This is a genomic window from Caldimonas sp. (assembly GCF_046289365.1).
Classification (GTDB): domain Bacteria; phylum Pseudomonadota; class Gammaproteobacteria; order Burkholderiales; family Burkholderiaceae_C; genus Caldimonas.
In genome coordinates this window covers 1-10,193 of record NZ_JBKBVU010000119.1, presented here as the reverse complement: position 1 = coordinate 10,193, position 10,193 = coordinate 1, and the positions used below count along the sequence as shown (strand labels likewise).

Here is a 10,193-nt window from a genome sequence, read left to right as displayed (position 1 = left end):
CGACGAACCCCCCGCGACCGGCCCAACCGAGGCTGCCGGTGTCCGGGGGCAGGTGGACTGGCGCGCTCGTTGTCGTTGTAACCATCGGGCAGTTGCGCGCGTTGGCGCCAACCTGACGACGCGCAGGCCGCCGGGCATGGCAAAAAAACGGACTCGCCGCGGCAGCGCCGCGACGCACGATCCCGGCATGGAGCCATCCGCGGCCCGAAAGTTCCCCGGGGCGATCAGGGCCCCGGGGGCTGCGTGTCCGTGCGGGGGTGCGGCCGCCACAGCAGCCACACCGCAAGATAGCCCAGCACCGAGCTGCTCACGGCCAGCACGGCCAAGCCCAGCACCAGTGGAGTGCCGGTGGATTGGATGGACTGCCACAGCGCCTGCCACCAGCCTTGCTGGGCGGCCAGGGTCTCCACATGGGCCTCCAGGGCTTGGGCCACCACCTCGCCGCGCTCGCTGCCCAGGATCCACCGGCCGATCTGGTAGGCCAGCCAGTACACCGGCGGGAAGGTGAAGGGATTGGTCACCAGGGTCGAGGCGGCCGCCACCGCCACGTTCGCCCGCAGGAAGACCGCCGTGACCACCGCGAACAGGAACTGCGCGAACGGCAGCATGAAGCCGAAGAACAGGCCGATGCCCACGGCGCGTGCAACGCTGCCGCGGTCGAGGTGCCACAGGTGCTCGTCTTGCAGGCGGTGCGCCACCGGGCGCAGCCAGCGCGACGCCAGCAACTGCTCACGGGTGGGCACCCAGCGCTTCATGGCCTGGCCTCAATGCATGTTGGACGCAGCGGTATGGCTCATCAGCCGGTCGGCCAGGGCGATCGCCAGGGCCGAAAACAGGAAGGCGATGTGGATCAGGGTCTGCCAGATCAGCACCTTCTCGTCGTAATTGGCGGCGTTGATGAAGGTCTTGAGCAGGTGGATCGATGAGATCCCGATGATGGCCGTGGCCAGCTTGACCTTCAGCACCGAGGCGTTGACGTGGCTGAGCCACTCCGGCTGATCCGGGTGGCCCTCCAGGTGCAGGCGTGAGACGAAGGTCTCGTAGCCGCCCACGATCACCATGATCAGCAGGTTGGAGATCATCACCACGTCGATCAGCGCCAGCACCACGAGCATGATGATGGTCTCGTTCAGCGCAGTGACCTGGGCGTCGGCCTTGTAGCCGATGCTGGTGACCAGCTTGTCCAGCGCCGCCTGGCTGCCGAAGGCGGCCTCGAGCAGGTGGACCAGCTCCACCCAGAAGTGGAACACGTAGACGCCCTGGGCGACGATCAGGCCCAGGTACAGGGGCAGTTGCAGCCAGCGGCTGGCGAAGATCAGGTTGGGCAGCGGGCGCAGCCGGGTGGCCCGGGGATCGGGAATGGCACTCATCGATGGCCTAGGGATACTACGGAATGTCGCGGATTCTAGGGCCAGCCGACACTTGCAACCGAGCCCGCGCGGCCGCGCGGGCGGCAGTATTCCAGGCCTTGGGGGCCGCTGCACGTCAGGGTAAAACCGGAGGGCCGGGGAGTCAGCCTTTCGTAAGAGCTTCCCCTTAAGGTTTGGTACTCAGCGGATTGACCGACCACCCACAGGAGACGCACCCATGTCCGACCCGCAGAGCAAACTCTACCCACCGCCCGCCCAGATCGTCGCCGGCGCGCACGTGTCCGGCATGGCGGCCTACGAAAAGCTCTGTGCCGAGGCGCAAGCCGACTACGAAGGCTATTGGGCCCGCCTGGCGCGCGAGATGGTGAGCTGGAAGCAGCCCTTCACGAAGGTGCTGAACGGCAGCAATGCCCCGTTCTACAAGTGGTTCGAGGACGGCACGCTCAACGCCTCGTACAACTGCCTGGACCGCAACGTCGAGCGCGGCCTGGGCGACAAGGTGGCCATCCTCTTCGAAGCCGACAACGGCCAGGTCACCCGCGTCACCTACCGCGAGCTGCTGGAGCGCACCTGCCGTCTGGCCAATGCGCTGAAGGCCCAGGGCGTGAAGAAGGGCGACCGCGTGGTGATCTACATGCCCATGTCGGTCGAGGGCGTGGTGGCCATGCAGGCCTGTGCCCGCATCGGTGCCACCCACTCGGTGGTCTTCGGTGGTTTCTCGGCCCAGTCGCTGCGCGACCGCATCCAGGACGCCGGCGCCGTGATGGTGCTCACCGCCGACGAGCAAGTGCGCGGCGGCAAGCACTTGCCGCTCAAGGCCATCGTCGACGAGGCCCTCGGCCTGGGCGGCTGCGAAACCATCCGCAAGGTCATCGTCTACCGCCGCACCGGCGGCAGCGTGCCCTTCGACCCGGCGCGCGACCTGTGGCTGCACGAGGTCACGCAGAACCAGGCCGCCACCTGCGAGCCTGAATGGGTCGAGGCCGAGCACCCGCTCTTTCTGCTCTACACCTCGGGCTCCACTGGCAAGCCCAAGGGCGTGCAGCACAGCACCGGCGGCTACCTGCTGCATGCGGCGCTCACCACCAAGTGGACCTTCGACCTCAAGGACAACGACATCTTCTGGTGCACGGCCGACATTGGTTGGGTCACCGGCCACACCTACATCACCTACGGCCCCCTGGCCCTGGGCGGCACCGAGATCGTCTTCGAAGGCGTGCCCACCTTCCCGGACGCCGGCCGCTTCTGGCGCATGATCCAGGACCACAAGGTCACGATCTTCTACACCGCCCCGACGGCCATCCGCTCGCTCATCAAGGCGGCCGAGAGCAACGAGGCGGTGCACCCCAAGCGCTACGACCTCTCCAGCCTGCGCATCCTGGGTTCGGTGGGCGAACCAATCAACCCCGCGGCCTGGGAGTGGTACCACGACAATGTCGGCGGTGGGCGTTGTTCCATCGTGGATACGTGGTGGCAGACCGAAACCGGTGGCCACATGATCACTCCCCTGCCGGGGGCGACGCCTTTGGTGCCGGGGTCGTGCACGCTGCCCTTCCCGGGCATCGCCGCGGCCATCGTCGACGAGACCGGCCAGGACGTGCCCAACGGCCAGGGCGGCATCCTGGTGATCAAGAAGCCCTGGCCCAGCATGATCCGCACCATCTGGGGCGACCCGGAGCGCTTCAAGAAAAGCTATTACCCACCCGAGCTCAAGGGCTACTACCTGGCTGGTGACGGCGCCAGTCGCGACGCCCGGACCGGCTACTTCACCATCACGGGCCGCATCGACGACGTGCTCAACGTCTCGGGCCACCGCATGGGCACGATGGAGATCGAATCCGCCCTGGTGAGCTGCACCGAGCTGGTGGCCGAGGCTGCGGTGGTGGGCCGCCCGGACGAGACCACCGGCGAGGCCATCTGCGCCTTCGTCGTGCTCAAGCGTCCGCGTCCCACCGGCGAAGAAGCCAAGAAGATTGCCAATGAGCTGCGCAACTGGGTGGCCAAGGAAATCGGCCCGATTGCCAAGCCCAAGGACATCCGCTTCGGCGACAACCTGCCCAAGACCCGCTCGGGCAAGATCATGCGCCGCCTGCTGCGCTCGATCGCCAAGGGCGAGCCCATCACCCAAGACACCAGCACGCTGGAGAACCCCGCCATCCTCGATCAGTTGGCGCAGTCCAACTGATCGAGGCGCCGCGGCAGCGGCGAGTGCGCAGCGCTTTGGGGGGGCTTCAGCCCTTGGCGCAGTCCCACGCGGGCCTTTCGCGGGCGCTAGACTGTCGGCCCCGATGCCATCGCTGTCCTGCGCCCGTGTCCGCTGCCCCCACCGCGCTGATCGATTTCATCGCGCCCGTCGAGGGGGCGGCGCGAGAGCGCCTGGCCTTCTTTGACCCGCTGGCGGTGCTCCAGGCGGACACACTCGACGAGGTGCCGCTCGTGCTGCAACGGGTCGAGGCCGAAGCCCGGCAGGGCCGATGGTGTGTGGGCTTTGTCGCGTACGAGGCGGCGCCGGCCTTTGATCGCGCGATGCAGGCCCATCGGCCCGACGGACGCCTGGCCTGGTTCGGGGTCTTCGACCGTGCCCAGCCCTGGCCTGCCCCCTCGCCCCTGCGGTACGAGCCCTTGTCCTGGACGGCCGGCATCGACCGCACCGGCTTTGACCGGGCGATTGCGCGCATCCACGCCGCCATCGCCGATGGCGAGGTCTATCAGATCAACTTCACCGCGCCATGGCGCAGTCCGTTCTCGGGCGAGCCCCTGGCGCTGTTCCAGGCCTTGCTGCGGGCCCAGCCCGACGGCTATGCCGCCTACCTCGACACGGGCACGCAGCAGGTGCTGTCGGTCTCGCCCGAACTCTTTTTCGACTGGCGCGACGACCGGCTGCTCTCGCGGCCGATGAAGGGCACCGCCGCACGGGAGGCGGACCCGCAGGCCGACGCACGCCGAGCCGAACATCTGCGCACCAGCGAGAAGGAGCGCGCCGAGAACCTGATGATCGTGGACCTGATCCGCAACGATCTCTCGCGCGTGGCCCAGCCGCACAGCGTGCAGGTGCCCCGTCTGTTCCATATCCAGGCCCTGCCGACCGTCTGGCAGATGACGTCGGACGTGGTCGCACGCACCCGGGCGGGGGTGGGGCTGGTCGATATTTTCCAGGCGCTCTTTCCCTGCGGCTCGGTCACCGGCGCGCCCAAGCTGCGGGCCATGCACTGGATCGGCCAGCTCGAGGCGGGGCCGCGCGGGGTCTATTGCGGGGCCGTCGGGGTGGTGCGACCTGGCGGCTCGGCCACCTTCAACGTGCCCATCCGCACCGTGAGCCTCCAGGCCGGGCAGGCCCGCTGCGGCATCGGCAGCGGCATCACGGCCGACGCCGACGCAGCGGGCGAGTGGGCGGAATGGCGCAGCAAGCAGGCCTTCCTCGTGAGGGCACAGTCGGCCTTCGAGCTGCTGGAGACGATGCGGCTGGAGGCCGGCCACGTGGTGCACCGTGACGAGCATCTGGCGCGCATGGCCACCGCCGCACGGCATTTCGGATTCACCTGGCAGCCGCAGGCGGCCGCCCAGGCCCTGGACCGGCTGGTCGCCACACACCCCGCAGGTCTGTGGCGCGTGAGGCTGCTGGCCGGGGCCGACGGAAGCTGCCGGGCCGAGGCCTTCGCGTTGCACGATGTGGTGCCACCGGTGCGGGTCCGGCTGGCCGAGCGGCCCTTCCAGGCGGCCGGCAGCGAATTCGTGCGCTTCAAGACCACACGGCGCGCGCACTACGACGCCTTGGCCCCCACCGATCCGGCGGTCTTCGACACTTTGCTGTGGAACGAGGCCGGCGAACTGACCGAGTTCACCCGGGGCAATGTCGCCGTGAAACTGCACGGCCGCTGGGTCACGCCGCCGCTGTCGTGCGGCCTGCTGGGTGGCATCGGCCGGGCGATGGCGCTGCGTGACGGCCGCCTGGTGGAGCAGGTGGTGCACCGCGACGAACTGCCGCAGGCACAAGGGCTGGCCTTCCTCAACAGTCTGCGCGGTTGGCTGGCCGCCGAATTGCTTCCCTGAAAGGCCGACACCCCGCCAGGGCGGGGTGTCGGCTCAGGCCCGTTGCGCGGCGCGGATCACTTGTGCGTCAGGATCCACTGCACGAGGGTCTTGGCATCGGCCTCGCTGACCGAGGCGTTGGCCGGCATGGGCACCTGGCCCCAGACGCCGACCCCGCCCTTGATGACCTTCTGGGCCAGCTTGTTGACGGCATCCTTCTGGCCGGCGTACTTGGCCGCGATATCTTTGAACGAGGGGCCGACCAGCTTCTTGTCCGCAGCGTGGCAGGCCATGCAGGCCTTTTGCTGGGCCAGTTGCTGGCTGGCCAGGACGGGTGTGCTCAGGCAGGCGAGGGCAGCGAGGGCGAGAAGAGGCTTCATGTCGTCTTTCCGGCGATCGTGGGGGTTGATTGACAGTCGCACCCATGCATTCTAGGCTTTGCGCCCGGTGCCCGGTTGGGCGTCCGAGCCCATGGCCCTTACAGCCCCGCGGAGTCCTGCATGTATTTCATCGTCCTGGGTGTCTTGCTGATCGTGCTGAAGTTGGCCGAGTTCGGTGCCGTGGCGCAATGGTCGTGGTGGATCATCCTGTCACCGTTTGCGCTGGCAGTGGCCTGGTGGGCCTGGGCCGATGCTTCGGGCTACACCAAGCGCCGCGAGATGGACAAGCTGGAAGAGAGGAAGAAAGAGCGGCGCAAGAAGAACCTGGCCGCTCTGGGGCAAGAGCCGCGCAAGCGGAGAATCTGACGCTTGCTCACTCGAACTTGTCGAGCACGGCTCCCGAACTCGCGCTGCTGGCCAGCTTCGCGAACTTGGCCAGCACGCCGCGGGTGTAGCGTGGTGCCGGCGGCGTCCAGGCGGCTCGGCGGCGGGCCAGTTCCTCGTCGCTGACGTGCAGATGCAAACTCAGCGTGTGGGCGTCGATGGTGATGGTGTCGCCTTCATGCACCAGGGCGATCGTTCCCCCTTCGGCGGCTTCCGGTGCGACATGGCCCACCACCATGCCCCAGGTCCCGCCGGAAAAGCGCCCATCGGTGATCAAGCCCACCGATTCACCCAGACCCTGGCCGATCAGCGCGCTGGTGGGCGCCAGCATCTCGGGCATGCCCGGCCCGCCCTTGGGGCCGAGATAGCGCAGCACCATCACATCGCCGGGCTTGATCTGATTGGCCATGATGGCCGCCAGGGCCGACTGTTCATCATCGAACACACGGGCCGGGCCGGTGATCTTCGGGTTTTTCAAGCCCGTGATCTTGGCCACGCTGCCCTCGGGCGCCAGGTTGCCCTTCAGGATCGCCAAATGCCCCTGCGCATAGATCGGGTTGCTCACCGGGCGGATCACGTCCTGGTCGGGTGAAAGGTCCGGCACGTCGGCCAGGTTCTCGGCCACTGTCTTGCCAGTGATGGTCATGCACTCGCCGTGCAGCAGGCCGGCCTTGAGCAGCTCCTTCATCACCGCCGGGATGCCACCCGCACGGTGCAGGTCGATGGCCAGGTACTTGCCGCTGGGCTTGAGGTCGCACAGCACGGGAATCTTCCGGCGCATGCGCTCGAAGTCGTCGATGGTCCAGTCCACGCCGGCCGCATGTGCGATCGCCAGGTAATGCAGCACCGCGTTGGTCGAGCCCCCGGTGGCCATGATCACCGCCACGGCATTCTCGATCGACTGCTTCGTGACGATATCGCGCGGCTTGAGGTCCTTCTTGACGGCTTCCACGAGCACCGCGGCGGCCCGCTTCACGTTCTCGACCACCTCGTCCTCGACGTTGGCCATCGTGGACGAGTAGGGCAGGCTCATGCCCAGCGCCTCGAAAGACGAGCTCATCGTGTTGGCGGTGTACATGCCGCCGCACGAGCCGCTGCCTGGAATCGCACGGCGCTCGATCTCGCAGAAGTCGTCCTCGCTGAGCTTGCCGGCGGTGAACTGGCCCACCGCCTCGAACACGCTGACGATGTTCAGGTCCTGGCCCTTGTACTTGCCGGGCAGGATGGTGCCGCCGTAGATGTACAGGCTGGGCACATTGGCGCGCAGCATCCCCATCATGCCGCCGGGCATGTTCTTGTCGCAGCCGCCGATGACCATCACGCCGTCCATCCACTGGCCGCCCACGCAGGTCTCCACGCAGTCGGAGATCACCTCGCGCGACACCAGCGAGTACTTCATGCCCTCGGTGCCCATGGCCATGCCATCGCTGATCGTGGGCGTGCCGAAGACCTGCGGGTTGGCGCCGGCCGCCTTCAGACCTTCCACGGCCGCATCGGCCAGGCGTTGCAGCCCGGAGTTGCACGGCGTGATGGTCGAGTGGCCGTTGGCCACGCCGATCATGGGCTTGCCGAAGTCCTCCTCCTTGTAGCCCATGCCGTAGTACATGGAGCGGTTGGGCGCGCGGGCGACGCCCTCGGTGATGTTCTTCGAGCGGCGGTTGTAGTTCATGGCTCGTCCTCGGAGTGGGAATCGTGGGGAACAAGACCGCAGAAGGCCGGTCGGCGCACAGTATGCAGCGCTGGCACAATCGACTCCAATATATCTTTCAAGCAATTCTGATTCGTCTGGTAAATCAATGCTGGAGCTGCGCCATCTCAGGCAATTCGTGGCCGTCGCCGAGGAGCTGCATTTCGGCCGGGCGGCCGAGCGCCTGCACATGACCCAGCCGCCGCTCACCATGGGCATCCGTCAGCTCGAGGACTTGCTGGGCGCGCCGCTCTTTCACCGCACGCGCCGCTCGGTGGCGCTGAGCCCGGCGGGTCTGGCCTTGCTGCCTCAGGCCCGCCGCCTGCTGGCGCAGGCCGAACAGCTCGGGCCCCTGGCGCGCGCGGCGGCCCAGGGCACGCTGGGGCGGCTGCGCCTGGGCTTTGTCTCCACCATCGGCTATGGCCCGCTGCCCGGCTGGCTCAAGACCTTCCGCGAAGCCCACCCCGGAGTGGAACTGGCCCTGCGCGAGGCCACGCTCGATGTGCAACTGGCGGCCTTCGAAGCCGGCGAGATCGACGCCGGCTTCGTGCTGCACGCGCCGGGCGAGCGACTGGCCGGGTTCGGCACCGTGCGGGTGCAGGGGGAGCCGCTGGTGCTGGCCCTGCCCGGCGACCATCCGCTGGCCGTTCACCCGACATTGCGGGCCACGCAGGTGCTGGACGACCCGCTGGTGATCTTCCCGCGCGCCATCAGCCCCTCGCTTTATGATGCGATGCTTGCGTTCTATCGCGACCGTCAGGCCGCCCCGCGCATCGCCCAGGAAGCCATCCAGATGCAGACCATCGTGAACCTGGTGTCCGCCGGCATCGGCGTGGCCTGGGTGCCCGAGACGGTCACGCGGCTGCAGCGCCCCGGGGTCGTCTACCGCTCGGTCGAGGACGCGGGCTTGGCCTGCGAGACCAGCCTGGTGTGGCGACTGCCTCAGCCCCCGGTCGTGGGCCGCTTCGTTGACCATGTGATGGCCGCCGCGCCATCGTCCCACAAGGAAACCCCCTGATGCTCGTGCATCCCCAGTTCGACCCCGTGGCCCTGCAGATCGGGCCGGTGGCCATCCATTGGTATGGCCTGACCTACCTCGTCGCCTTCGGCCTCTTTCTGTGGCTGGCCTCGATCCGCGTGGGGCGTTCGCCTTATGCCGACACCGGCTGGACACGCCGCGACGTCGAGGACCTGCTGTTCTACGGCGTGCTGGGCGTGATCATCGGCGGCCGGTTGGGCTATGTGCTCTTCTACAAGCCTGGCTACTACATGGCCCATCCCCTGGAGATCTTCGCGGTGTGGAAGGGCGGCATGGCCTTCCATGGGGGCCTGCTCGGCGTGATGGGCGCGGTGGCGCTGTTCGCCTGGCAGCGCAAGCGCCGCTTCTTCGAGGTGACCGATCTCATCGCACCGTGCGTGCCCACCGGCCTGGCTTCGGGCCGCATCGGCAACTTCATCAACGGCGAGCTCTGGGGACGCGAGGCCGACCCGAACCTGCCCTGGGCCATGGTCTTCCCGCAGTCGGGCACCGACATCCCCCGCCACCCGTCGCCGCTGTACCAGTTTGCGCTCGAGGGCCTGCTGCTCTTCGTGCTGCTGTGGTGGTATGCCCGCAAACCCCGCGCCACGGGGCAGGTCTCTGGGGCCTTTCTGATGGGTTATGGCGTGTTGCGCTTCATCGCCGAATACTTCCGCGAGCCCGACAGCTTCCTGGGCCTGCTGGCCCTGAACCTCAGCATGGGCCAGTGGTTGTGCCTGCCGATGATCGCTGCCGGCGCGGCACTGTGGTGGTGGTCCTGCCGTCAGGCGGCGAGCGCTGAGCACAAGGAGACTGCCACACCTTGAGACGATCTGGGTTCGGCGCGAGCCAGATCGGAACAGTCCGTTTCGTGGAGGTGGCGGTGAGGTGATGCAGCGCCGCGCAGGCCAAGGGAAAAGCCGGCATTCCGAAGAATGCCGGCTGGCGCTCAGCGCGTGAACGGCGTCAGTTCCAGCTCGAAGCGATCACCCCACCCAGCGAACTCTGGTAGTTCGCCGGCAGCGTCGTCTGACCGGCAGCCGGCGGTGCAAACGAGGCCATCGCATCCACCAGCGCCTGCACCTGCGTCGACGCCAGCGTCTGGCCGTTGGCCAGTTGCAGCGTCTCGATCTTGTAGGCGTCGCTGCTGTACCAGCCGTTCACCGTGATGCGGTCGGAGGTGCCGATCACCGACACCACCAGCGAACTGCCGCTGCGCTGGAACCAGAGCTGGTCGGCGGCAATGTCGCTGCCCAGCTCGATGCGATCGGCCGAGCCGCCGTAGTCGAGGAGGGAGTCGGTGCCGTCGCCGCGGCCGAAGCGGT

General features: G+C 67.7%; 10 protein-coding genes. 5 read left to right on the top strand and 5 right to left on the bottom strand.

The window, feature by feature from the left end:
* Positions 1–224: 224 nt before the first annotated feature.
* Both ACK42S_RS12050 and ACK42S_RS12045 read right to left on the bottom strand, forming a co-directional pair.
* Positions 225–755: a DUF2062 domain-containing protein gene (locus tag ACK42S_RS12050; RefSeq protein ID WP_409707608.1), complete on the bottom strand. Its 531-nt coding sequence runs from the start codon at positions 753–755 to the stop codon at positions 225–227.
* Positions 756–764: 9 nt separating this feature from the next.
* A complete protein-coding gene (locus ACK42S_RS12045) occupies positions 765–1,370 on the bottom strand; it encodes a YqhA family protein (RefSeq protein ID WP_409707605.1) in 606 nt (201 codons plus the stop codon).
* 217 nt (positions 1,371–1,587) lie between these two features.
* On the opposite strand from ACK42S_RS12045, the gene acs reads away from it, so the two are divergent.
* Positions 1,588–3,555, top strand: a complete 1,968-nt coding sequence (gene acs, locus ACK42S_RS12040; protein ID WP_409707602.1) for an acetate--CoA ligase — start codon at positions 1,588–1,590, stop codon at positions 3,553–3,555.
* Positions 3,556–3,680: 125 nt separating this feature from the next.
* Positions 3,681–5,420, top strand: a complete 1,740-nt coding sequence (gene pabB, locus ACK42S_RS12035; protein ID WP_409707599.1) for an aminodeoxychorismate synthase component I — start codon at positions 3,681–3,683, stop codon at positions 5,418–5,420.
* 56 nt (positions 5,421–5,476) lie between these two features.
* On the opposite strand, the gene ACK42S_RS12030 is transcribed toward pabB, so the two are convergent.
* Positions 5,477–5,779: a c-type cytochrome gene (locus ACK42S_RS12030; RefSeq protein WP_409707596.1), complete on the bottom strand. Its 303-nt coding sequence runs from the start codon at positions 5,777–5,779 to the stop codon at positions 5,477–5,479.
* Positions 5,780–5,899: 120 nt separating this feature from the next.
* Here ACK42S_RS12030 and ACK42S_RS12025 point away from each other — a divergent pair, with 120 nt between their 5' ends.
* The gene (locus ACK42S_RS12025; RefSeq protein ID WP_409707593.1) at positions 5,900–6,145 is read left to right on the top strand and encodes a TIGR04438 family Trp-rich protein; all 246 of its coding nucleotides are present in this window, start codon (positions 5,900–5,902) and stop codon (positions 6,143–6,145) included.
* Between the two features lie 7 nt (positions 6,146–6,152).
* On the opposite strand, the gene ilvD is transcribed toward ACK42S_RS12025, so the two are convergent.
* A complete protein-coding gene (ilvD, locus tag ACK42S_RS12020; RefSeq protein WP_409707590.1) occupies positions 6,153–7,832 on the bottom strand; it encodes a dihydroxy-acid dehydratase in 1,680 nt (559 codons plus the stop codon).
* Between the two features lie 127 nt (positions 7,833–7,959).
* Here ilvD and ACK42S_RS12015 point away from each other — a divergent pair, with 127 nt between their 5' ends.
* Together ACK42S_RS12015 and lgt are read left to right on the top strand one after the other, a co-directional pair.
* On the top strand, positions 7,960–8,868 hold the full coding sequence (locus tag ACK42S_RS12015) for a LysR family transcriptional regulator (protein WP_409707587.1): 909 nt from the start codon (positions 7,960–7,962) through the stop codon (positions 8,866–8,868).
* Positions 8,868–9,695, top strand: a complete 828-nt coding sequence (gene lgt, locus ACK42S_RS12010) for a prolipoprotein diacylglyceryl transferase (protein ID WP_409707584.1) — start codon at positions 8,868–8,870, stop codon at positions 9,693–9,695. Before ACK42S_RS12015 ends, lgt begins: the two co-directional genes overlap by 1 nt.
* Before the next feature lie 139 nt (positions 9,696–9,834).
* Here lgt and ACK42S_RS12005 read toward each other — a convergent pair.
* The coding region (locus tag ACK42S_RS12005) for a calcium-binding protein (RefSeq protein ID WP_409707581.1) at positions 9,835–10,193 on the bottom strand (359 nt) is incomplete at its 5' end.

Excerpts from the sequence above, each read along its gene's own strand:
- lgt (WP_409707584.1), top strand. The coding sequence starts at position 8,868 with ATGCTCGTGCATCCCCAGTTCGACCCCGTGGCCCTGCAGATCGGGCCG.
- ACK42S_RS12015 (WP_409707587.1), top strand. The coding sequence starts at position 7,960 with ATGCTGGAGCTGCGCCATCTCAGGCAATTCGTGGCCGTCGCCGAGGAG.
- ACK42S_RS12030 (WP_409707596.1), bottom strand. The coding sequence starts at position 5,779 with ATGAAGCCTCTTCTCGCCCTCGCTGCCCTCGCCTGCCTGAGCACACCC.
- ACK42S_RS12045 (WP_409707605.1), bottom strand. The coding sequence starts at position 1,370 with ATGAGTGCCATTCCCGATCCCCGGGCCACCCGGCTGCGCCCGCTGCCC.
- ilvD (WP_409707590.1), bottom strand. The coding sequence starts at position 7,832 with ATGAACTACAACCGCCGCTCGAAGAACATCACCGAGGGCGTCGCCCGC.
- acs (WP_409707602.1), top strand. The coding sequence starts at position 1,588 with ATGTCCGACCCGCAGAGCAAACTCTACCCACCGCCCGCCCAGATCGTC.
- ACK42S_RS12050 (WP_409707608.1), bottom strand. The coding sequence starts at position 755 with ATGAAGCGCTGGGTGCCCACCCGTGAGCAGTTGCTGGCGTCGCGCTGG.
- ACK42S_RS12025 (WP_409707593.1), top strand. The coding sequence starts at position 5,900 with ATGTATTTCATCGTCCTGGGTGTCTTGCTGATCGTGCTGAAGTTGGCC.